Here is a 23,126-nt window from a genome sequence, read left to right on the forward strand (position 1 = left end):
TGGTTACATTTATCGAAAAAGAGGAAGAGTATTCAAAATAAAAGTAGAGCAGTTGTTTTTCCTATAGAGAAGATCGTCTAGAAAATGGGAAAAGCCAATAGATAGCTGATTCGGAAGAGAGACTATTAATTGAATCGGTTAAAAGCAACTGGCTATATTTGAGCGGGGAAACCCATTTGAGTTTCTATTGAGGCGCTTGTATTTTGCTTCGCCGTGATTGATGATTGAAAAGACTGGTTTTTATGTGCTAGACTAGTACAAAGCAAACGTTTACCAAAGGGGAAAAGAATATGATAGGACAGAGGCAGGGAATCATCGTCTGGCTGTATTCTTTGAAGCAGGCCAAGATGCTCAGAAGATTTGGAAATGTTCATTTTGTCTCAAAAAGACTGAAATATGCCGTAATTTATTGCAATCTTGAAGAGGCAGAAGGACTTATGGAAAAGATCAAGTCCTATTCGTTTGTAAAAAAGGTGGAACCTTCTTATAAACCATTCTTAAAGATGGAATTCGAAAACTCTTCCCCTGACAAGGCAAAAGAATACGACTATAAGATGGGAATATAGTATGCATGCAAAAAAGGCGAGGGGAGGCCCCCGCCTTTTTTGTATGTTTAGGCTATTGCAGTGGTGGAATGTAATGGTTTAATCTTAAGATTCCAATTAAATGCTGATAGTACAATTCTTTTTCGGGGAACATTGTCGATGGTTTTGCATCGAATTCAATAATGGTTTTGTCCAGTTCTTCAGCCAGCTCTCTGAACATATCAAAGCGTTTGTTATTTAGTACATGAGGGTTTGGAATTCCCTCTCTGCAGATGTATAATGCCTGAAAGCTACCTGGGTTTGTCGGCTTAAGTACAATAATTAGAGAACTGACATCTTTGCCATTTATTTTTGTGTGGATGGCCATTAAGTGCATCAATCGGTGTTGATTTGCCCTTGCCATCTCGACCAATTCGTACAGGTCCGAATAGCCTTCTCCAAGCTCGATAAAACGTTGAATCACTTCTAATTCCCCTTCCAACTTATCCTTCCATCATACTTTACCATTTGCAGTCCTAAATTTGAAGCTGTTCTGTCTATAGCCGTCTTTTAAAAATAGGTCTTACTCTCTTGCTTTGTTTTTTGCTATTTTAGTAGTAAGAGTAGATAGGAGAGTTTTGAATGAAAAAAGTTTCATTTCTGATAGCCGCTGGATTAACTTTGATGATATGCGCAGCCGTTATTTGGCAGTGGAGGACTTTTTCAGACAGTAATATAAGCAAAGCTGAATCTGGAGAAGAAATCACAGTAGCTGCTGTAGTGATGGTGGATGAAAAAGGGCTTAACATAAAGCAAGTGTTCAATAATCTGGACAGCAGTCAAGAGTACCAGGCATCCATACCGGTGGAGGCCACTGGCTTAAAGTGCAGCAAAGGAAACGGAAATCGGTGTGTTAAGAATATGACTAAAACAAAAGAGCTGCGTTTTGAGTACAATATACCATCCGCGCAGGGAAATTCGCTATTTTTGAATGATTGGCTTATTGTCCTAAAGAATACAGGAGTTAAAAATACTAGAATCGAAGTGGTGGACAAATTTTACAGAAAAGGAACATGGGTGACAGGAGTTCCTCTAAAAGGCTATAAGCAAACGGAGCTTCTGAATTATTATGTCTTTGCAGGTTTTAATCCTAGCCCGTCGTTGTACTGGCAGGAGAAACCGCTGGCAAAAAGTTCTGGTCAAAAGGGAATCGATTATTATTCCTCCCGCACGGACCAGCTCATTTACCGGTTTGACAATCTGAATACACTCTCGAGAGATAACCATTTATCCGTAATTATTACTGATGATTATCGGCCAGCCCTCGGCAACGGGCTTCTTGTAACAGGAAACCGGCATTCTGATAAAGCAATTGAGAAGCTGGCAGCTAAGGCTTTTTTATCAACGAAATTAATAGGGGATGAGCCGGACCTGGATGTGATCAATGAGGTACTGGCTTTACTTGTGACCAGGCAGGAAACGGATACTCCAAAGAGTAAGGCAATGTTGGAGGAGTTGAGGAACATATTGACTGAGGAACAATTAACGGATTTTATTGCCAATTTCTCCAAAGAGAAAATGATTGGAGAGGAGTTTCTTGACGGATACTTATCAAAAATCATTGGGTTGAATACAAGCTTTTTCAAATCCAACAGCCGAAATGAAGCTGAGTTTATACCAATGCTTTTTACCGACACAAGGAGCGTCCTCATCAACGGGGTTGAAACTGATGGGCTGGATGTAATCATAAAAGATGATCAAACATTGTTTCCGTTAACTAAGACAATGTCGGCCATTGGTATGGTGACCAAAGCCGGTCCGGAGCTCGTACCGCTCGAAATCTCCTCAGCCTATAAAAAATACTCTTTCAACATAAAGGATAAGACATTCACCCTGGACGGCCAGAGCTACGGTCTATTGGAATTGCCATTCCAGAAACTGAATGGAGAATGGTTTTTGGAGAAATATTGGCTGGAGGCAATTTTCAAGGTTAGGGTTTCAGAAGACAAAGACAGGATCCTTCTTGATATATAGGATTTGAAAAAGATAAAGGAGTACAATAAAAAGGAAAGTGGTGAATGTTTGTAAAAAGAATGATCCCCGCTGCCAAAGAGTTGCAGGAAAAGATTTTTAAACAAGGCTCTTTTCTTAAACTTTGTTGCTATTGACTACAAAATAGGATGGAATTACCTAAATTTCTTCAGAAAATCAAACTTATTAAGAGAAAAGAGCTTGCCAACTTAGTACCGACCTGCAAAATGGCTTTTATTACGTTAATCGGCTTTAGGATTTTAACAACAATCTTACGAAAACAGCCTTAAACAAAAACAAAGCCTTGAACCATAAAGGCTCAAGGCTTCCTTCCATGCACTTTAAAAGTGCAGAAGGCAAAGGGAGAGGAGAAACCGGAGGAAAACTTATGGGGAAACGTAAGTCTTCTCCGCGGTTGGCAACAACATCCTCAAATTGATGTTGTTAATCATCATTATTTCCACATTAGGAAGGGATATACACTGATTTGGTTAATTTTTTGAATGTGTGGTAGGATAAGGGAGTAATTTACACATTCATGAGGAAAAAGCTTGCATATTTGAGGAGTATAAAGATGAGAGTTGTATCAGGTGAATTAAAGGGCCGTGCTTTAAAGGCGGTACCTGGGACGTCTACAAGACCTACCACTGATAAAGTGAAGGAAGCATTGTTTAATATGATCGGTCCTTACTTTACAGGAGGTCTGGGACTGGATTTGTTTGCAGGAAGCGGAGGCCTGGGAATCGAGGCTCTTAGCAGAGGGCTGGATCAGGTGATTTTTGTTGACCGTGAAGGAAAGGCCATACATGTTATAAATGAGAACCTTAAATCATGCGATTTGGAAGGGAAAGCAGAAGTATACAGGAATGATGCTGTCAGGGCGTTAAAGGCTATTCAAAAAAGAGGCCTGGTCTTCGATTATATTTTTCTGGATCCTCCTTACAAAAAACAGCAGCTGGTTAAGCTGTTGGAAATGATTGAAAACGAGGGGCTTATCCATCAAGAGGGATTGATAATCTGCGAGCATGCTTCAGATTTCAGTCTGCCTGAAAAAATAGGGAAACTTGCACAAACCAGAAATGAAAAATATGGTATTATCGGAATAACTCTTTTTAACGTTGATGGAAACAATGAGGGGGAAGTTTAAGTGGCTAGAGTTGCTGTTTGTCCAGGCAGTTTCGACCCAATTACATACGGTCATTTAGATATTATTACAAGAGCAGCGAAAGTCTTCGATGAGCTTTATGTAGTCGTTTTGAATAACTCATCAAAAAAACCGCTGTTTTCAGTAGAAGAAAGAATTGACCTCATCGATCAGGTCACAAAGAATATCCCGAATGTAAAAGTGGATTCCTTTCAGGGCTTGCTGGTTGATTATGCTGAAAGCGTCAATGCCAACGCAATTATCAGGGGATTGAGGGCCGTTTCAGATTTTGAGTACGAAATGCAAATCACATCGATGAACAGGGTATTGAGTGATAAAATTGAAACCTTTTTCATCATGACAAACAATCAGTACTCATTTTTGAGTTCGAGTATTGTTAAAGAGGTTGCCAAGTATGACGGGAAAATCTCAGAATTGGTTCCGCGGGAAGTAGAGGAAGCTTTACTGAAAAAATTCAATGAAGAAGAAAAATAACGGGCAGAGATGCCCGTTATTTTTCTTGTATGATCCGGCTTCCCAATATCCAGATATAAATGAGCAAGCTGCCAATCGTAAACAATGGCCCCACTGTAACTAACAAGCTGTAAACCTCTGCCAGGCGGCTTCCTTCCGAAGAAAGGTATTCCATTACCGGCATGGCATTTGATGGCTGGCCATCCTGGAAAAAACGTTCATAAACTGGATTCCAAAGGATGAAAGCATAGAAAGCAGAAAATATCCCATGAATGATTCTTGCAAAGAAGAAAGGCTTGAAACGGATGTCTGTCTGAGCAAGAATACTCGCAACCTGTGCCTGTACACTAAAACCGCTGAACGCAAGAATGAAGCTGGTTATGACAGCCTGATGCATTAATGTGGCATCCTGGACCTGACTGGTCATTTGACTTCCAAGTGTGATTTCGAATAGTCCTGAAATAAATGGAAGGCTTAGCATATCAGTCATTCCCAGCATTACAAGTAGAAGTTCAATGAACTCTGCGAGGAAACCAGTAATATTAAGATGAAATAATAATTTGTTTATAACAGAAAACAGGATAATAAAGCCCCCGATCATCAAGAGGGTCTGGATGGAAGACATCACGGCATCGCCAAGCAGCTTTCCAATTGGGCGGTTGTCCTTTATCCTTGTTCTGTGCAAGGCTGCAAATGCCTCTCTGATGGATAAATTTCTATCTTTATCCTTTGCGGTACTTTCTTCATCGCTGCTCCCATAGAACCTCATGATAAGCCCAACACTAATGTTGCCAAGATAATGAGCAAGAGCAAGTATGACACCGAGCTGTACATGGTAAAAAAAACCAACTGATACAGCCCCGAATATGAAAAGAGGATTAGAAGAGTTTGTGAATGATACTAGTCTTTCTGCTTCGATTTTTGTCAGCTGCCCTTCCTGGCGCATCCTGGCCGTCAGCTTTGCCCCTGCCGGAAAGCCTGAGGCCATTCCCATTGCCCAGACAAATCCTCCTACACCCGGTACCTTGAAAAGGGGTCTCATCAAAGGCTCGAGAAGAACACCGATAAAACGGACAACGCCGAACCCAATTAGCATTTCTGATACTATGAAAAAAGGAAGGAGCGAGGGAAAGACGATTTCCCACCACATATTCAATCCCCTGATGGAAGCATCAAAGGATTGCTGGGGAAATGAAATGAGCGAAACAGCCATTAAGGTGACGGCTGCTGCAAGGAATAGTGTTTTCAATCTGGATTTTAGCACTTAAAATTCTCCTTCCTCCGGTCTTGCTGTGAAACTTTTTTAATCAGTGGTAAAATAGAGAAAAACTTAACGGTGGGGTTATTTCCCAACACATTTTTTATTTACCTGCCATGCTGTCATATTTGCGAAAGGCCTTGTTTAATGGGATGCCGATTTTATTAAAATCAATTTTTTGCCTAAAAATCACATAAAATATGATTAGTTCTCAGCCTTGTCCTCATATAAATCAATATACTCGCTGAACTTCAAATTAGACCAAGTTTAGTATGTATCGACAAAAACATGGGTTTAAGGGAGGAAAAAGCTTTGGCAAGTCCAAAGATCGGTTTAGCTCTGGGTTCAGGTGGAGCAAGAGGATTTGCCCATCTGGGTGTCATAAAGGTTCTCAGGGAAGAAGGCATTCCTATTGATTTAATAGCTGGCAGCAGCATGGGGGCACTTGTGGCATCATTTTATGGTGCCGGACTTGATGTTGACCGGCTGTATAAGCTTTCTCGCGTTTTCAAAAGGAAATACTATCTTGACTTTACGGTTCCGAAGATGGGATTTATCGCCGGGAAAAGGGTAAAAGAGCTAATCAGAATTTTTACCCATGGCAAAATGATCGAGGAACTGGATATCCCGATTGGAATTGTCGCCACAGACTTAATGTCGGGAGAGAAGGTGGTTTTCAAACAAGGTCCTGTTGCAGAGGCTGTCAGGGCATCCATTGCCATACCGGGAATATTTGTACCTGAGAAGCTAGATGGCAGATTATTCGTTGATGGAGGGGTCGTTGACCGCATTCCTGTCTCTGTCGCCAAGGAGATGGGAGCAGATATCGTCATTGCAGTAGACGTTTCTAGTGTGAAAATCAATGAGGATGTTACTTCAATTTTTGATGTTATCATGCAAAGTATTGATATCATGCAAATGGAGCTTGTCGCTAATCGGGAGGTTGCTTCCGATGTGATGCTCCGGCCGCCAGTTGAAATGTACAATTCAAAAGCATTTACTAATATAGAAGAAATTATTGCGATTGGGGAAGAAGAGGCGAAGAAGCATATCAATAAGATTAAAAAATGTATCGGACAATGGAAGGAGCAGCAAACAGAATGAACAGAAAAACGTCCATAGGACTTTCTATATTAGGAGCTATTCTATTAATGGCGAGCGCATTTTACTACTTGCCATACTATGTAACAAAGCCGGGAATGGCTAAAGAGCTTGAACCAATAGTCGAGGTTGAAGATGGCTATGATGAAGAAGGCAATTTCATGCTGACGACAGTCAGGATGGGCAGAGCTAATATATATGCCTATATCATTGCCAAGTTCAGCAAATACCAGGAATTATACCCAGTGGAAGAGATCAGGGCAGAGAATGAATCGGATGAAGAATACAATATCAGACAGCTGCACATGATGGATAACTCTAAGACAGCAGCTATCGAGGTTGCCTATGAAAAAGCTGGAAAACAAGTGGATTATACTTATAAAGGGGTTTATGTACTAAGGACCATGGAGGGAATGCCGGCAGATGGAAAACTGATGCCAGGGGATCTCGTCTTCAAGGTTGATGGCAATCCTTTTAATTCATCAGAAGAATTCATAAAATATATTAGTTCGAAGAAACCAGGCGATATTGTTGAACTGGATTATAAACGTAATGGGAAAGCGAATAAAGTACAAATCCCTCTTAAAGAACTTGATGACGGGAGCAATCGTCCGGTAGTAGGCATCCAGCTTGTAGACGATAAAGAAATTGAAGTGGAGCCTGATGTTACAGTGCAATCGGATGAGATAGGCGGACCATCAGCTGGGCTAATGTTTTCATTAGAGATATACAATCAATTGAATGAGGAAGATTTGACAAAAGGATATCAAATAGCAGGTACAGGGACGATGAGCCCCGATGGAACAATTGGTAGAATTGGCGGGATCCAGCAGAAAGTAGTAGCTGCAGATAAGGCTGGCGCCGAAATTTTCCTTGCGCCATTTGAAAAAGGCGTGAAAGGCTCGAACTATGAAGAAGCACTGATCGCTGCGAAAGATATAAAAACAAAAATGAAAATCGTCCCAGTCGATACTTTCGATGAAGCTGTATCCTATCTAGAGAATCTAAAAGAAAAATCACGCTGAGCCAGCGTGATTTTTTTAGCTTTTTAACATAATAGGCGGCTGGGCGAACTCTTCAGCAAGCAGCTTTTCCTGGCCGCTGCCATTTTGGCCGAGTGCATAAATTCTGGCAGCTTTGGTATCGAGATCAATATCAGGTCCTGAATATGCGGATAACCTGGAGACAAGAGGCAGGCTGAAATCCTTTTTCTTATGGTTCAAGTACGCTCGTCCTTTTTTTGTTGCCCCTAATAATCTCAAATATTCTGCTGTTCTTTTGAGGGTTGCCATTTGATTCTTTCGCGTATTGGTTAAAATGTGAAGACAGACCCTTTGCAGCCTGGTCCATGTATATCGTTTTGTTTTAATGGCTTCCATGAATTGCTGGAATGTGTTTGAGGCAGCAGCAGCTGCAAGCAATCTATTTTCAAGGCCCTCTTCTACTTCATAAAACTCTTTAAGCTCTTCAGGGCTGCTTTGCATTAACCTGTATTTTAATAACGGCCAGTAATTTTCCCAAGAATGAAATCCTCCATATTCACTCTTGTAGCTGATTAAGTGGTTATAGGTGGTTTCGGGAACGTATTGCTTGATGGTGTCCATGTCACCAGCGGCACCGAATAATGCCTTACGGATGCTGGTTGCACTGGCAATGGTTGCAGAAGCAAAATACTCATCATGGTAGCCGGCACTTTTTCTCGTAATGGTATGTGCTTCCATTGGACTATCTTGTCTTAGGATGGCCTGTATGTAATGCATTCCTAAAATGTTATTTGGCTGTGAAATATCAATGAAGCTTTCTAAAGGTGAAAGGGATTGAAAGGCAAGGGCAATTGATTTAGGGTAGCTATTTCCTTCCGCTGTAAATGACCTGATATTTTCCTGGAATCGATCATTGTTATCTGCAAGATAGGCAATCGTTCGTTTGAAAGCTTCCAGATCTCCTGATTCACTTCCGAAACAGAGAATGTCTGCCCTGGCTGCAGACAGGATTGAAACAGCACCTTCAGCAAAAATTTCAGCATGCTGTGTCGCGTACCGGTAGGGAAGCTCAAACACAATATCTACACCCGCCTCAAGAGCCATCTTTGTCCTGGCCCATTTGGAGACGAGCGCAGGTTCTCCCCGCTGAAGGAAGTTTCCGCTCATTGCTGCAATGGCTATATCAGCACCAGATTGTTTTTTGGCCTGCTGGACATGGAATAGATGTCCATTGTGGAAAGGATTATATTCAACGACGACACCAACAGCTTTCATTCTTGTACCCCTTCGTGTTAAGATGTATATTGCATTGTTTGGAAGTTTAGATTAATGTATTTATGTAAATTATAGTGTAAAGAAAAAATATTGACAAATGATTATGCGAAGGTCTATAATTACCTTTGTTGCCTTGGGGTGATTCTATGAAATGGACAATAAGTCAGATACAAAAACATCGAAACAAGGACTTTCTGATTGACGAGTTTGTCCGAATGGATTCGATTAAGGAAATTGATCCGACAATCCGTGAGGTATCTCCCATCCATCTTACTGGAAGGGCTGACATCAGCGCTACACGAGTGACATTCCATGTCAGGATTGACGGTCATTTAATCCTTCCTTGTTCACGGACACTGGTTGATGTAAAATATCCGATTGATGTGGAAACAACTGAAACTTTCATGTTAAACAGCCATGACTATGAGGCTGATGAGGAAGTTCATCAAGTAACAGGCGATGTCATTGATCTTGAACCCATCATCAGGGAGATCTTGCTAGTGGAAGTGCCGATGCAAGTATTCTGTGATGATAGCGCTGGCCAAGAAGGCGCACCCCAGTCAGGTAAGGATTGGGAAGTAATCGAGGAACAGGAGAAATCCGAAAAACTTGATCCCCGACTTGCCGGACTTGCAAAATTCTTTGAGGATTCCAAGGATTCCTCTGACTAATTGATTAAAAAAGAGCGTGGAGGTCCAGAAAAGGACTGGCCTTCATAAACTTTCTTATTCCTTTTAAGGAGGTGGGAAGAATGGCTGTACCATTTAGAAGAACATCTAAAACTGCGAAAAGAAAACGCCGTACTCATTTTAAATTACAAGTTCCGGGTATGGTAGCATGCCCTAACTGCGGTGAAATGAAACTTGCTCACCGTGTGTGCAAAGCTTGCGGAACATACAAAGGAAAAGAAGTTGTTAACGACTAATTTTCTATCAGAAGAAAGCACAGGATGCAAATGCGTCCCTGTGCTTTTTTTTGTACTCATTTTTGAAAATTTGATGCCTTATACAGAAAATTGATACAATTCATAGGACTAGTATTTTAGGAGGAGCATAATGGATTCTTACATAATTTCAAAAGAAAAAAACGGGATACTGTTTTTTATAATCAACAGGCCTGATAGAAGAAATGCAATTAATTTTGAGGTAATGGAAGGACTGGAAAAAGCAATCGGGATGGCTGAGAACCACGATGTTAAAATTTTGGCCATTACTGGGGCAGGTGACCAGGCTTTCTGCTCTGGTGGCGATCTGTCTGCCTTTCATCAATTGAAGACAGAAGAACAGGCATATGGGATGCTTTCAAGGATGGCGGGTATTTTATATAAGCTGCTGACCCTGCAGAAACCAACCATTGCAATCCTGAATGGTTCTGCTGTAGGAGGAGGTTGTGAAATAGCTACTTCTTGCGATTTCAGGATTGGAAGGGCGGGAATGAAAGCCGGATTCGTTCAGGCAAACCTGGCGATCACCACTGGCTGGGGAGGCGGCTCCATTCTCCTGGAAAGGCTTCCTCATGCCGCGATGAAAATGTTGATGGATGCAAAAGTCCATTCTGCAGAAGAACTTTTGGAACTTGGATTCCTGAACTATATTTATAAAGAAGACCCTATTGATGCCTGTCTCTCATTCATGAATGAAAGTTTGAAAAAAGAGACGTCCGTATTAGAAGCTTATAAATCATTAATGAACAAAAAATGGGAGTTATTATCAATGAAAGAAAGGATGGAAGCAGAAGCGGCAAGATGTGCTGTGCTATGGGAAGATGATGCCCATCACAAAAAAGTGGACGAATTCATGAGCAAAAAAAATAAAAATAATTGACCGTGATTGGATGATATCAGTCTATCTTTCCTATTAGATGCATAAGAATGAATAAAAAACAATAGGAGGGGTTTTCTGATGCCACTTACCCGTCAGGATGCATGGTCACAGGACGAAGACTTGTTACTTGCTGAAGTAGTATTGCGTAATATCCGTGAAGGCGGTACTCAATTAAAAGCTTTTGAAGAGGTAGGCAAACAACTGTCCAGAACAGGTGCTGCCTGCGGTTTTCGCTGGAATTCCTATGTAAGGAAGCAATATAAATCAGGTATAGAACTGGCAAAGAAACAAAGAAAAGAAGCAAAGAAACAGGCAAAGTCACAAGAGAAAACAGAAGCGTCCCAAACACAAGTTAACGAAGCGCAAAGCACAGCGAGGGAAAACCAGGAACTACGCTCAAATCTGAGCATAGAAGCCGTAAAACAATATCTTGATGACCTCTATGAAAAAGCGGGAGCGCTCACAAGCCAAGATAAACATAAAGAGAAAATACGCGGACTGGAAAAACAAATCTATTACTTGTCTGCTGAAAATGAAAAATTGGAGACAAAATTGCGTTCAATGGAAGAAGACTATCGAGCATTGATCGATATCATGGAGCGGGCAAAAAAAAGAGTAGGGCCTAAAGACGAAGAAAAACAGCATAAAATTAATTTCCAGGTTGAAGGAAAAGGGAACCTGGAGAAGGTTGAAAAATAAACAATAAGAAGCGCCTGCCGGACCCCCCGGGAGGCGCTAATTTATTGAGGTTATTGCAACTGTTCGGTAACACCAGCAGGATACCAGACAAGCGGATTTTCACCGCGGTCTCTCTCCACATCATAATGAACAGGTGTGAAGTCCATCCTGTCCCAGAAGTCCTGGGATTTTACCCTTGGATTTGTCTTGATTGGCAGGCCAAAGCTCTTTGCAAATTCAACAAGCGCCTTCCCATAGCCCTTGCCCTGATAATCTGGAAGTACTTCAAGTTTCCAGAGTTCCAGATAATCCTGAGGAGGCTCGAAATAGCGGTCAAACTGTTTTTTTACCTGATAAAGGCTCATCCTTGCAACAAGCTTGTCGCCAAAATAAATACCGTAGAATGGTGAATCACTATCATTCTCCACAATATTCGCTTCTAAATCCTCCAGCATAGAAAGCTCCTGGTGGCCGTATTCCTTGAACTTCTTGAATTCTTCTAATGTCTTATAATTGATTTTCAGTTTCTCCACTTTTTTCACCATAAAACACTCCCCCTATCATGCCGCAAATCAATATTTTATTCATGATTCTTTTCCTAAGCCCTTTAGATATAAAAAAGGCAGCTGAAAATTATGTGTATTATCCCTTCTGTTTTTATTATATTATAAAAACATGAAAAATTCTGCATTTGAATTTTAGAAAGCGGTTCCAATTTTTGCAGGAAATATACAGAATATTGTAGAATTTGATATAGTGAGCGTATTTTTTACGGGAAAGGGGAAAAAGCGTGCAAAAAATATTAGTTGCAAACAGAGGGGAAATAGCGCTTCGCATTATCCGCACTTGCCGTGAGCTTGGGATTGAAACGGTGGCGGTCTATTCTGATGCTGATCAGGAGCTGCCATTTGTTAAAGAAGCTGACAGTGCTTTCAGAATTGGTGAGCCGCCTGTTCAAAAATCTTATCTTAATTCAGATGAAATTTTAAGAATTGCAAAAGAAGAAAATGTAGATGGAATTCATCCTGGTTATGGCTTTTTATCGGAAAACGCAGAGTTTGCCCGTAAAGTGAATGAAGCAGGTTTGACATTCATCGGACCAACACCCGAAACGATTGAAAAAATGGGAGACAAAATTGTCGCGAGAACAACGATGGAAGAAGCAGGGGTACCTGTCGTCCCGGGTAGTCACCAGGGTTTAAAGACACTTGAGGATGCCATCGAACTTGCTGGTGAAATTGGCTACCCTATCATGCTGAAGGCTAGCGGCGGCGGGGGCGGCATTGGCATGGTGCTTTGTGAAAATGAGCAAGCGCTCGCTAAGAATTTTGATTCTACCAAAGGCAGAGCAAAAGCCTATTTTGGTTCGGATGAGGTTTTTATTGAAAAGTACATCAAAAATGCCCGCCATGTCGAGGTCCAGATTTTTGGCGATACCCATGGCAATCATGTGCATATGTTTGAACGTGATTGCTCCATCCAGCGCCGCCACCAAAAAGTGATTGAAGAGGCACCTTCACCCTTCTTAAGAGATGAAGCGCGGCAGAAAATGTATGAAACAGCAGTAACAGCAGCCAGGGCTGTGGATTATGTGAACGCGGGAACTGTGGAATTCATTGTAGATGAAAACGAAAATTTCTATTTTCTTGAAATGAATACCAGATTACAAGTGGAACATCCGGTCACCGAAACAATTACAGGCCTGGACCTGGTGAAGTGGCAAATTCTAGCTGCTCGAGGTGAAAAACTGCCTTTGCTCCAGGATGAAATTGAGAAAAAGGGGTGGGCCATTGAATTCCGACTCTATGCTGAAGACCCTGTCAGATTCCTTCCTTCACCAGGTAAAATCAAGGAGTTTTCATGGGAGGGTAGAGAAGGAGTACGAGTCGATGGCGGCTATGAATCGGGTTCTACTGTAACACCTTTCTATGACCCAATGGTTGCGAAATGCATCGTTGCAGGAAGTAACCGAGAAGAAGCCATCCAGATCGCTCAGGAATTTTTCGGAAGCCTGAAGCTAGAGGGAATAAAATCGAATGCTCCATTGTTTGCAGAAATCCTAAGTGAAGACGGCTTTAAATCTGGTAATTATACAACTGCATATTTAACAGAAAGAAAATTAACATCTAAATAGGAGGAAACGAACATGAAAGAAATTACAGCAAATATGGCAGGAACAGTACTCAACGTAATGGTATCTGCTGGAGATTCAATTACAGAAGGCCAGGAAGTAATGATGCTTGAATCGATGAAGATGGAAATCCCTGTTGAAAGCCAGGGGGCAGGCCAGGTTGCTGAAGTAAAGGTTAACATCGGCGACTTCGTGAATGAAGGCGACGTACTGCTGGTACTAGAATAATAACCCAAACTGATGCCGAAAAGGACCCTTATGAAGAGCAGCAAGGCTGCATAAGGGTGCAATAAGGGTAGAAAAGGACCCTTATGAAGAGGAGCAAGGCCATATAAGGGCGCAATAAGTGTCGAAAAGGACCCTTATGAAGAGCAGCAAAGCAGCATAAGGGGGCAATTAATGTTAAATGAACCCTTTTAAAAGGGAAAAGGCCATGATCAAATAGTTTTTAGGAGGGGAACAATGACTACTGCAAAGACTTTAACGGATACATTACAAGAGAAAGTTCAGCAAATCGAAGCTGGCGGCCAACAGAAATATCATGACAAGCTGGCTGAGCAAAATAAAATGTTCGTGCGCGATCGTTTGAATCTTTTGTTTGACGGCGGAACCTACGAGGAAGATGGAAAGTTCGCCAATTTCCAGGCTGGGGATCTGCCTGCTGATGGCGTGGTGACAGCTATAGGTAAGATCGGCGGCCAGACTGTTTGTGTCATGGCGAATGATTCAACAGTAAAAGCTGGCTCATGGGGCGCAAGAACGGTCGAAAAGATTATCAGGATCCAGGAAACTGCCGAAAAGCTGAAAGTGCCTTTATTGTATCTAGTCGATTCAGCAGGTGCCCGTATTACAGATCAGCTAGATATGTTCCCGAACAGAAGGGGCGCTGGAAAGATATTTTACAATCAGGTTAAATTATCCGGGGTAATCCCGCAGATCTGTCTTCTATTCGGGCCATCCGCAGCCGGCGGGGCATATATCCCTGCATTCTGCGATATCGTTATCATGGTGGACCAAAATGCTTCAATGTACCTTGGATCTCCTAGGATGGCGGAAAAAGTAATTGGTGAAAAAGTAACCTTAGAAGAAATGGGCGGCGCACGCATGCATTGCTCTGTAAGCGGTGTTGGGGATATGCTTGTATATAGTGAGCAAGAAGCCATCGAAGCAGCGAAACGTTATTTGAGTTATTTCCCTTCCAACTTCCAATCCAGGACGGAAGTCATCGAAGGCGTGGCTCCAAAAATAGGAAGAAGCCTTGAAGAGATTGTCCCGTTGAACCAGAACGCTCCTTTCGACATGTATGAAGGAATCGATGCGTTGATTGATGAAGGCAGTTTCTTTGAAATCAAGAAGCTTTTCGCTCCTGAAATTATCACCGGCCTGGCCCGCATTGATGGCCGGGCGGTAGGAATCATTGCAAACCAGCCAAAGGTGAAAGGCGGAGTCTTGTTTGTAGATTCAGCCGATAAGGCGGCAAAATTCATTACACTCTGCGATGCCTTCCATATTCCTTTGCTCTTCCTGGCTGATGTACCGGGCTTCATGATTGGCACAAAAGTTGAAAGGGCTGGTATCATCCGTCATGGCGCAAAGCTGATTGCTGCGATGAGTTCAGCTACTGTACCAAAAATTTCGGTTATTGTCAGAAAGGCATACGGAGCAGGTTTGTATGCGATGGCAGGTCCAGCGTTCGAACCAGATTGCTGTATTGCCCTTCCAACTGCTCAGATTGCGGTCATGGGACCAGAAGCCGCAGTGAACGCGGTATACTCGAATAAAATCAATCAAATCGAAGACCAGAAAGAAAAAATCGCTTTTGTCCAGCAGAAGCACCAGGAATATAAAGAGAGCATTGATATTTATAAGCTGGCGTCCGAACTAATCGTAGATGATATAGTCGCAGCAAACGATTTGAGGAATGCTCTGATTGATCGATTCAAATTATATGAAACAAAAGACATGGAATTCAGCGTTAGGAAACACCCTGTCTATCCAGTATAAAAATGAAACGGAGATCCCTTAGGGACTCCGTTTCATTTTTCTCCAGCTCACAAATTAAATGAAAAAACCTTAAACCTTGCTTCCTAATAAAGCATTCTTTCTGCTAAAATATGACTAAAGTGGCAGATTTCCAGGAGCGGCGCAGATAGGGTTGCGGCTGACTCCTTAATGAGGGGTTCTTATGAAAATAGCGATAATAGGCGGCGGTTCATTAGGTTTATTATTTTCCTATTACCTGAGCATCAAGAACGATGTTTCAATATATACAAGGACACAGGAGCAAGCAGATCGAATCAATGAGAAGGGACTTTCTCTTGTAAAAGGAGGCATCGTGCAGCCTCCCGTCCAAGTTCCGGCAGCCCCCATCCAGGAATGGAAGGGAAATGAGGAATTAACGATTGTTGCCGTTAAGCAATATCAGCTTACAGGCTTAATGACAGAAATACAGGCCAATGCGAAAAACAGCATTCTTTTTTTGCAAAACGGCTATGGTCATATTAAGTTGCTCCCGGAGATATCAGCTCCTGCTATTTATGTGGGTTCGGTCGAACATGGAGCAGTTAGGGCAAATGACTACACGGTCCATCATAATGGCATCGCGGTTACCAGAACTGCAGTGTTTAGAGGAGATGCAGGGCCTCTTGGAGAATTAATTAATATCGCTCCTGCTGATTTTCCATTTATTCTTGAAGATGATTATAAAGATATGCTTATCAAGAAGCTGGTGGTAAATGCGGTTATCAATCCATTGACTGCCATCCTTAAGGTTAGGAATGGCGAGCTGATCAGCAATTCTTTTTACTTTAAAATATTAATGCAAATGTTCTCGGAGTGTACCCTCGTACTTGGACTGGAGAATCAGGAAGAGTACCTCCAGAACTTGATAACAGTTTGTGAAAAAACGGCAAATAATCAATCGTCGATGTATAAGGATATAGAAAATGGCAGACAAACAGAGATTGACGCCATCCTTGGTTATTTGCTCGAATTATCAATAAGCAAAAATATCAAAGCTCCATTAATACATAACTATTATCATTGCATCAAGGGGAAGGAGCAAGAAAGGGAGGGAGCATAATGCCGGGATTCTTCTCCGCACTGGTTGCCATATTGATCACAGTCCCTATAATTGGATACCTCGCTGTGTTCATCATTACCAAGCAAATTACAAGAAACCACCGGCGTTCAGTTAATCTGGCCATTGACTTCAGCACTATTTTGCTTGTATTGTCTGTTCATTTTTTGATTCTCACCATCTGGGAAAAATCTTTCCTGTGGCTGATATTGATTATTTTGTTTGGACTGGCGGCATTATTCGTCTGGATTCACTGGCAGTATAAAGAGGAAATCGTCCTGCCAAAGGTATTCAAGGGCTATTGGCGTTTTAATTTTCTCCTTTTCAGTTCGGCCTATATCATCCTTGTGCTATTCGGTTTGTATAAGCGCCTGACTTTTTTGTTTGCTTGATTGAATGCTGGATCGGTCTAAGAGGTCCAGTATTTTTTATGGGGTTTCAGCCTTTGAAGATCAAGCCCTCTTTGGTACTATACTTGTACATTTCTAATAAACTTTGATTTTAGAAATTTCGAAAGGCAAAGTTTTTTTCTTTTCATTTCAAACAATGCTATACTCATTACAGTGAAAATTGTTAACGAGAAAGGAAGTACAATTTAATGGAGATGTTGAATCTCTCTCTTCCGGCCGCGAACCGGTTTGCGACAGATTACCTTGCTGGGAGCCCTGAACTGCAGAGCTTCTTTCATTATAATTTTACAGACAAAAATGCTTATGTTCATCGCCTGGATGAATTGAAAAATAGAAGTTTTATGAGGTCAGAGCTTGCCGACCATATTCAGTCCTTTATGAACAGATATGCACAGTCTGATCAAATTACTGAGAACATCGGCAAACTCAGAAAAGAAAACAGCGTTGCCGTCATTGGTGGACAGCAGGCTGGTATCCTGACAGGACCACTCTATACGATCCATAAAGTAATTTCGATTATAAAGCTGGCAGAACAGAAAGAACATGAGCTGGGTATACCGGTCGTACCTGTATTCTGGATTGCAGGCGAAGACCACGACTACCAGGAAGTGAACCATGTTTACGTCATGAAGGAAAACAGGCAGGAGAAATGGGTTTATCCTGAAAAGAACCTTGAGAAGAAGATGATTTCAGAAGTCTGTATCAATCGTGATTTGTGTTATTCCTGGGTCGAGGGAATCGTAGAAACCTTTGGTGAGACAAAACACACGAAGGAGGTACTGGCATTTGTTCTTGAATCATTAAAGAATGCAGAATCCTTCGTTGATTTTTTTGCAACAATCATCATGGACCTTTTCAAGGATTCTGGATTGCTGATTGTTGATTCCGGGAATAGGGAACTTAGAAAGCTTGAAAAAGATTATTTTATCGATCAAATAAAAAATCATCGCAAAATCACATCAGCGGTCCTGGGTCAGCAGGAAAAGACCGAAGCCGCTGGTTTTTCGAATATGATTGATATAAATGAAAACTCGGCCAATTTGTTCTATTATGATGAGAAAGTAAATGAGCGAATTTTGCTTCAGTTTGACCCACAAAGTGGGGGGTTCGCCGGTAAAAATGGGGAAGTAAGCTTCACATATGATAAACTGGTCGAGATTGCAAACGAATTCCCAGAGAAACTCAGCAACAATGTAGTGACACGTCCATTAATGCAGGAATGGCTGTTCCCGACGCTTGCCTTCATTGGAGGTCCTGGGGAAATTGCCTACTGGGCAGAACTTAAACTTGTTTTCGAACATTTCGGTATCCAAATGCCTCCACTCGTTCCAAGACTCAACATCACCTTACTCGAAAGGTCGATAGAATCTGATCTGGAGGAATTGAAACTCGACTTGAGAGAAGTTTTGATTTCAGGAACAAGCGGTCATGAACTAAGATTCATTGACTCCCTAAAGGATCGGGAAGTCGAAGAATTATTTGCAAATGCTAAAGCAATGCTGACAGATCAATATAAAGCCATCCGCGAAAGAGCAAACGGAATTGACCCGGTCTTGTTTCCGATGCTGGAAAAGAACGAATCCATCCTTCTAAATCAGATGGAATTCATGGAGAATAAAATTGTTGATGCAATTTGCCGTAAGAATGACCATATCCTGCGTAAATTCTCAAGAGTAGAAAATGCCTTAAGACCAGACGGGTCTCCGCAGGAAAGAGTGTGGAACCCATTCTACTATTTTAATAAATACGGCCTAAACCTGATATCGGAATTGTTAAAGCTTCATTATGAGTTCGACGGAACCCACAAAATCATAAAAATGTAATACAGGCTTCATCCTTTATGGGATGGAGCTTTTTTTATTGGCAAGTTCTTATCTGCATGAGAGAGGGCATCCTTTTTACTTTAAATCATGGATTAAACGGCTATATGGGAAAAGGCGGAAACCATGCTTTTATCAAAATAAATGCAACAGGAGAAAATATGAGAAAGCAGAAAAGAAATTCATGGAAACTAAGATTTCTAGAAGGATTTCATGGCAGTGGGGAGAATATTTAAAATAAGGTGGTGAAAAGTGGGGGAATGTGGTACATTGTATTTAGAAAGTGGGGGTAGTGGCATGTTCATGGGTGAATACCATCATAATGTTGATAGCAAAGGCCGATTGATCATCCCTGCCAAGGTCCGTGAAAACCTGGGAGAAATGTTCATTCTTACCCGTGGGCTTGACCAGTGTTTATTTGGCTATCCCGTTTCTGAATGGTCAGTGATTGAGGAAAAGTTAAAAGGGCTTCCGCTGACTAAAAAAGATGCGCGTGCATTTACCCGTTTTTTCTTTTCGGGTGCTACCGAGAGTGAAATTGACAAACAGGGGAGAGTCAATATTCCCTCCCCATTGATGCAATACGCCAAGCTTGAGAAAGAATGTGTGATTTTAGGGGTTTCCAATCGAATTGAAATTTGGAGCAAAGCCATCTGGGAAGATTATTTCGCAGAATCTGAGGAATCTTTTGCTGAAATTGCGGAAAATATGATTGGATTTGATATTTAAGGGTAACATTATTCTGATATAATATTACCTGCTCCTCGATTGGAAAGGTGGATCATGATGTTCAAACATACAACAGTTTTACTGGAAGAAACAGTAGACGGGCTCAATATCAAGCCTGACGGTACATACGTGGATTGCACTCTCGGTGGCGCAGGCCACAGTGAATTGATTTTGTCCAAGCTATCTGACAAAGGAAAGCTATATGCGTTTGACCAGGACGATGTCGCGATTGCGAATGCGAAAGAAAAGCTTGCTCCGTATGGAGACAGGCTGACAATCATTAAAAGCAACTTCCTTCACCTGAAGGACGAGCTTGAAAATCAAGGGGTTACAGAAGTGGACGGGATTCTTTACGATCTCGGAGTATCTTCACCCCAGCTTGACACGCCAGAGCGCGGTTTCAGCTATCATCATGATGCCCCGCTTGATATGCGGATGGACCAGGATGCGCCATTATCTGCTTATGATGTAATTAATGCATGGCCATATGAAAAATTGGTCAAAATCTTTTTCCAATACGGAGAAGAAAAATTTTCAAAACAGATCGCAAGGAAGATTGAAGCTGCGCGAGAAAATGCTCCTATCAAAACGACTGGTGAACTTGTCGAGTTAATTAAGGACGCGATTCCAGCACCAGCAAGGAGAAAAGGCGGCCATCCAGCAAAGAGAGTTTTCCAGGCAGTAAGGATCGCGGTTAATGATGAACTTGGCGTTTTCGAAAAATCTTTAGAGCAGGCGATTGATCTTCTTGCCGTTGGAGGAAGGATCAGCGTCATCACTTTCCACTCACTGGAGGACAGGATTTGCAAAGTCACCCTCAAAAAAGCGAGCGAAACACCGCCGCTTCCACCTGGGCTGCCAATCATTCCGGAAGAGTATCAGCCAAAATTGAAACTAATTACCAGAAAACCAATCCTTCCCTCAGAGGAAGAGCTCGAGTTCAACAACCGGGCAAGGTCTGCAAAGTTAAGGATCGCTGAAAAAGCAAAAAAATAAAAATATAAAATTTCAGGAGGGAAAATGATGAGCAATCTGGCTAGAAAACTGCAGCAGGAGCAGCAGCAACGTACAGTTCAGGCACCAGCAAAAGCACCGGCAAAAAGAAATTCGATTCTAACGCCCGGCGAAAAAATCCTGATGTTTGTTTTCGGAGCAATTGTCTGCTTCGGTGCAACATTCATGGTATCAAAACAAGCAGCCATTTACGAAGTCAACAAGGAAATCCAAATCATTGAAGGCAATATTCAGGAGCAGCAAAAGACTAATAGTGACCTTGAAGTCCAGATTAGCGAGTTAAGTACCTATGAAAGAATTAAAGAGGTAACAGAAAAGCTCGGCTTAACATTGAATGAAAACAATGTTAAAGGTGTTGAAAACTGATGATCAAGAAACAGCCAAATATGAATGCAGGAGCAGCGGTATTATTCGTAATATTCAGCCTGCTCTTTTTTATCTTGATTTTCAGGTTTGTTTCCATCCAGGTCACGGGTGAGGTGCATGGACAAGCTTTGGCGGCAAAGGCACAACAAAAATACTCCAATGAAAAAACAATCGAAGCTGTCAGAGGCACGATTTTTGACCGTAAAGGTGAAGTCGTTGCTGAGGATACTACTTCTTATACGCTTGTCGCCATCCTAGATGATTCGGTGACAACGAATAAAAAGAAACCAAAGCATGTCAGCGATCCAGCCAAAACAGCCTCCGTGCTGGCAAAGTATATAGATATGAATGAGTCGGAAATATACAAACGGCTGACCAAAAAAGGAGCCTGGCAGGTTGAATTCGGAAAGGCAGGCCGGGATATTACCCATCAGACCAAGCGTGAAATTGAAGAGGAAAAGCTGCCGGGAATTACTTTTTTACGAGATTCAAAGAGATTCTATCCAAACGGTGTATTTTCATCGCATTTGGTGGGCTTTGTAGAAAAGGAAGAAACAGAGGATCACAAAACGATCACCTCAGGCAAGCTTGGTGTGGAAAAAACATTGAACGATGAATTGACTGGTGAAAATGGATCCATTTCCTTTAAAAGTGACTTATGGGGCTTCCTGCTTCCCGGTGCGGAAGAAAAAGTGACTCCCGCAAAGGATGGCGATGATATTTATCTAACGATCGATAAAAAAATCCAGACTTTTGTAGAGGATGCTGTCGATCGAGTTGATAAGGAGTACGAGCCGAAAAAAATCCTCGCAGTCGTTGCCGATCCTAAAACTGGTGAAATACTTGGAATGGCCCAGCGTCCTACCTTCCACCCGACAACTAGAGAAGGCCTGGATAACAGCTGGCATAACGAAATTGTTGAAACTCCTCTTGAGCCGGGCTCAACCATGAAGGTTTTCACGCTTGCTGCAGCCGTTCAGGAGAAAAAATGGAATCCGGGCGAACTCTATAAATCAGGTTCCTATAAAGTTACCGAAAAATCAGGAAGTATAGGTGACCACAATGGCCGTCAGGGATGGGGAACGATTACCTATCTTGAAGGCATTCAGCGTTCATCTAACGTAGCGGTTGCCAAGTTGGTAAATGAAAAAATCGGCACAGAAAAATTTAGGGAATACTTGACGAAGTTTGGATTCGATAACCCTACTGGAATAGAACTGCCAAATGAAGCTGTTGGAAAAATCCAGTATAAGTGGCCGATTGAAAAAATAACTACTTCATATGGCCAGGGTTCTACAGTGACTCCAATTCAGCTGATTCAGGCTGCTACTGCTGTTGCCAATGACGGAACCATGATGAAGCCTAGAGTAATTGATAAAATAGTTGACCCGAATACTGGTAAGATAGTAAAACAAACTGAACCCGAGTCAGTTGGACAGCCGATATCCGCTGAAACGGCAAAAGAGGTTCGTGATGTACTAGAAACAGTCATAACATCTGAGCATGGTACTGGCAAATCATATGCAATAGATGGTTATAAGGTTGCGGGGAAAACAGGTACTGCTAACCTTACACAAAATGGTAAATACCTAAACGGGCCAAATGACTATCTATTCTCATTCCTTGGAATGGCACCTAAAGATAATCCTAAACTGATTGTCTATGTCGCGGTCCAGCAGCCGGAAATTGACCACTATTTCAAAGGCTCGATTCCAACATCTATGATATTTAAGTCAGTGATGCAAAGCAGTCTCCAGTATCTGAACATTAAGCCTGCCTCCATGGAAAAAGCTGATTCAAGTCGGGTGCCGAATATAACGGGGATGGAGCCGGGAGAAGCAAAGAAGCTGCTTGAATCCAAAGGATTTGAAATAGTGATAATAGGTGATGGCAATCAAGTAGAGGGGCAATCACCAAAGGCTGATATAGTGGCTTTAGAAGGAGAAAAGATCCTTATAAAAGCTTCAGGCACCATGACCTACCCGGATCTGACAGATTGGTCGCTAAGGGATGTTATGAAGCTCGCACAAATAACAGGTATCAAGTTAAACAAAGCTGGCAGCGGCTATGTAACAAAACAAAGCCTAAAACCAGGATTACCGATCAATGAAGGAGAAAATCTCATTGTGGAGTTGGAAACACCACTCCAGCAATTCGAGAATTCATTGAAAAAAGAAGAAAAGAGCGAAGAAACAGAGGAAGTTGGCGGCTGAGCCCTTCCTCTGTTTTTTTGTATTTTCATCTTAATACACCCAAGGATCTTATAGGAGTCTAGGATTCGGACAA

The 23,126-nt window shown here is 41.9% G+C and carries 24 protein-coding genes; 20 read left to right on the top strand and 4 right to left on the bottom strand.

Going from position 1 to position 23,126, the window contains the following annotated elements:
- Nucleotides 1–290 precede the first annotated feature (290 nt).
- Complete coding sequence (locus B5X77_RS12505; RefSeq protein WP_079508322.1) at nucleotides 291–566, top strand: YlbG family protein; 276 nt, start codon at nucleotides 291–293, stop codon at nucleotides 564–566.
- A 52-nt stretch (nucleotides 567–618) separates the two neighbouring features.
- Here B5X77_RS12505 and B5X77_RS12510 read toward each other — a convergent pair whose 3' ends face one another.
- Entirely contained in the window at nucleotides 619–1,008 is a 390-nt protein-coding gene (locus tag B5X77_RS12510; RefSeq protein WP_079510225.1) for a DUF7147 family protein, read from the bottom strand.
- A gap of 158 nt (nucleotides 1,009–1,166) precedes the next feature.
- Between B5X77_RS12510 and B5X77_RS12515 the strand changes: the two genes are divergently transcribed.
- From B5X77_RS12515 to coaD, 3 genes are all read left to right on the top strand, one after another.
- Nucleotides 1,167–2,558: a hypothetical protein gene (locus B5X77_RS12515; RefSeq protein ID WP_079508323.1), complete on the top strand. Its 1,392-nt coding sequence runs from the start codon at nucleotides 1,167–1,169 to the stop codon at nucleotides 2,556–2,558.
- Between the two features lie 571 nt (nucleotides 2,559–3,129).
- Nucleotides 3,130–3,702: a 16S rRNA (guanine(966)-N(2))-methyltransferase RsmD gene (rsmD, locus tag B5X77_RS12520; RefSeq protein ID WP_079508324.1), complete on the top strand. Its 573-nt coding sequence runs from the start codon at nucleotides 3,130–3,132 to the stop codon at nucleotides 3,700–3,702.
- Nucleotides 3,703–4,194, top strand: a complete 492-nt coding sequence (coaD, locus tag B5X77_RS12525) for a pantetheine-phosphate adenylyltransferase (RefSeq protein WP_079508325.1) — start codon at nucleotides 3,703–3,705, stop codon at nucleotides 4,192–4,194. It abuts the gene before it with no gap.
- 16 nt (nucleotides 4,195–4,210) lie between these two features.
- Here the strand turns inward: coaD and ylbJ are convergent, their stop codons facing one another.
- On the bottom strand, nucleotides 4,211–5,437 hold the full coding sequence (ylbJ, locus tag B5X77_RS12530) for a sporulation integral membrane protein YlbJ (protein WP_079508326.1): 1,227 nt from the start codon (nucleotides 5,435–5,437) through the stop codon (nucleotides 4,211–4,213).
- Nucleotides 5,438–5,719: 282 nt separating this feature from the next.
- Between ylbJ and B5X77_RS12535 the strand changes: the two genes are divergently transcribed.
- Nucleotides 5,720–6,535 carry a patatin-like phospholipase family protein gene (locus B5X77_RS12535; protein ID WP_079508327.1) on the top strand — a complete coding sequence of 272 codons (816 nt, stop codon included), beginning with the start codon at nucleotides 5,720–5,722 and terminating at the stop codon, nucleotides 6,533–6,535.
- Nucleotides 6,532–7,557 carry a SepM family pheromone-processing serine protease gene (locus tag B5X77_RS12540; protein ID WP_079508328.1) on the top strand — a complete coding sequence of 342 codons (1,026 nt, stop codon included), beginning with the start codon at nucleotides 6,532–6,534 and terminating at the stop codon, nucleotides 7,555–7,557. The genes B5X77_RS12535 and B5X77_RS12540 overlap by 4 nt, the downstream gene beginning before the upstream one ends.
- Before the next feature lie 15 nt (nucleotides 7,558–7,572).
- Here B5X77_RS12540 and B5X77_RS12545 read toward each other — a convergent pair whose 3' ends face one another.
- Nucleotides 7,573–8,790, bottom strand: coding sequence for a nucleotidyltransferase (locus B5X77_RS12545; protein ID WP_079508329.1), 1,218 nt, complete (start codon nucleotides 8,788–8,790; stop codon nucleotides 7,573–7,575).
- A 146-nt stretch (nucleotides 8,791–8,936) separates the two neighbouring features.
- On the opposite strand from B5X77_RS12545, the gene B5X77_RS12550 reads away from it, so the two are divergent.
- From B5X77_RS12550 to B5X77_RS12565, 4 genes are all read left to right on the top strand, one after another.
- Nucleotides 8,937–9,461 (top strand): YceD family protein, encoded by a 525-nt coding sequence (locus B5X77_RS12550; RefSeq protein ID WP_079508330.1) that lies wholly within the window; start codon nucleotides 8,937–8,939, stop codon nucleotides 9,459–9,461.
- 80 nt (nucleotides 9,462–9,541) lie between these two features.
- A complete protein-coding gene (gene rpmF, locus B5X77_RS12555; RefSeq protein ID WP_023615018.1) occupies nucleotides 9,542–9,715 on the top strand; it encodes a 50S ribosomal protein L32 in 174 nt (57 codons plus the stop codon).
- Nucleotides 9,716–9,845: 130 nt separating this feature from the next.
- Entirely contained in the window at nucleotides 9,846–10,613 is a 768-nt protein-coding gene (locus B5X77_RS12560; protein ID WP_079508331.1) for an enoyl-CoA hydratase/isomerase family protein, read from the top strand.
- Nucleotides 10,614–10,691: 78 nt separating this feature from the next.
- Nucleotides 10,692–11,312 (top strand): RsfA family transcriptional regulator, encoded by a 621-nt coding sequence (locus B5X77_RS12565; protein ID WP_079508332.1) that lies wholly within the window; start codon nucleotides 10,692–10,694, stop codon nucleotides 11,310–11,312.
- Between the two features lie 50 nt (nucleotides 11,313–11,362).
- Here B5X77_RS12565 and B5X77_RS12570 read toward each other — a convergent pair whose 3' ends face one another.
- Nucleotides 11,363–11,836 (bottom strand): N-acetyltransferase, encoded by a 474-nt coding sequence (locus B5X77_RS12570; RefSeq protein WP_079508333.1) that lies wholly within the window; start codon nucleotides 11,834–11,836, stop codon nucleotides 11,363–11,365.
- A 245-nt stretch (nucleotides 11,837–12,081) separates the two neighbouring features.
- Here B5X77_RS12570 and B5X77_RS12575 point away from each other — a divergent pair, with 245 nt between their 5' ends.
- The 10 genes from B5X77_RS12575 to B5X77_RS12620 all read left to right on the top strand — a co-directional run bounded on the left by B5X77_RS12575 (nucleotide 12,082) and on the right by B5X77_RS12620 (nucleotide 23,053).
- Entirely contained in the window at nucleotides 12,082–13,425 is a 1,344-nt protein-coding gene (locus tag B5X77_RS12575) for an acetyl-CoA carboxylase biotin carboxylase subunit (protein WP_079508334.1), read from the top strand.
- A 12-nt stretch (nucleotides 13,426–13,437) separates the two neighbouring features.
- The gene (locus B5X77_RS12580; protein WP_079508335.1) at nucleotides 13,438–13,650 is read left to right on the top strand and encodes an acetyl-CoA carboxylase biotin carboxyl carrier protein subunit; all 213 of its coding nucleotides are present in this window, start codon (nucleotides 13,438–13,440) and stop codon (nucleotides 13,648–13,650) included.
- Between the two features lie 234 nt (nucleotides 13,651–13,884).
- Nucleotides 13,885–15,426, top strand: a complete 1,542-nt coding sequence (locus tag B5X77_RS12585; protein ID WP_079508336.1) for an acyl-CoA carboxylase subunit beta — start codon at nucleotides 13,885–13,887, stop codon at nucleotides 15,424–15,426.
- Between the two features lie 181 nt (nucleotides 15,427–15,607).
- A complete protein-coding gene (locus B5X77_RS12590; RefSeq protein ID WP_079508337.1) occupies nucleotides 15,608–16,504 on the top strand; it encodes a 2-dehydropantoate 2-reductase in 897 nt (298 codons plus the stop codon).
- Nucleotides 16,504–16,893 carry a DUF3397 domain-containing protein gene (locus B5X77_RS12595; RefSeq protein WP_079508338.1) on the top strand — a complete coding sequence of 130 codons (390 nt, stop codon included), beginning with the start codon at nucleotides 16,504–16,506 and terminating at the stop codon, nucleotides 16,891–16,893. The genes B5X77_RS12590 and B5X77_RS12595 overlap by 1 nt, the downstream gene beginning before the upstream one ends.
- A 206-nt stretch (nucleotides 16,894–17,099) precedes the next feature.
- On the top strand, nucleotides 17,100–18,734 hold the full coding sequence (bshC, locus tag B5X77_RS12600; RefSeq protein WP_079508339.1) for a bacillithiol biosynthesis cysteine-adding enzyme BshC: 1,635 nt from the start codon (nucleotides 17,100–17,102) through the stop codon (nucleotides 18,732–18,734).
- A 294-nt stretch (nucleotides 18,735–19,028) separates the two neighbouring features.
- Entirely contained in the window at nucleotides 19,029–19,460 is a 432-nt protein-coding gene (gene mraZ, locus B5X77_RS12605) for a division/cell wall cluster transcriptional repressor MraZ (RefSeq protein WP_041965510.1), read from the top strand.
- A 57-nt stretch (nucleotides 19,461–19,517) separates the two neighbouring features.
- The gene (gene rsmH, locus B5X77_RS12610; RefSeq protein WP_079508340.1) at nucleotides 19,518–20,456 is read left to right on the top strand and encodes a 16S rRNA (cytosine(1402)-N(4))-methyltransferase RsmH; all 939 of its coding nucleotides are present in this window, start codon (nucleotides 19,518–19,520) and stop codon (nucleotides 20,454–20,456) included.
- A gap of 24 nt (nucleotides 20,457–20,480) precedes the next feature.
- Nucleotides 20,481–20,840: a cell division protein FtsL gene (gene ftsL, locus B5X77_RS12615; protein WP_306807353.1), complete on the top strand. Its 360-nt coding sequence runs from the start codon at nucleotides 20,481–20,483 to the stop codon at nucleotides 20,838–20,840.
- A complete protein-coding gene (locus tag B5X77_RS12620; protein WP_079508342.1) occupies nucleotides 20,840–23,053 on the top strand; it encodes a penicillin-binding protein in 2,214 nt (737 codons plus the stop codon). The genes ftsL and B5X77_RS12620 overlap by 1 nt, the downstream gene beginning before the upstream one ends.
- The last annotated feature ends 73 nt before the right edge of the window (nucleotides 23,054–23,126 follow it).

Origin of the sequence: Mesobacillus jeotgali, from assembly GCF_900166585.1 — a bacterium.
In the GTDB taxonomy this organism is placed as follows: Bacteria; Bacillota; Bacilli; order Bacillales; family Cytobacillaceae; genus Mesobacillus; species Mesobacillus jeotgali_A.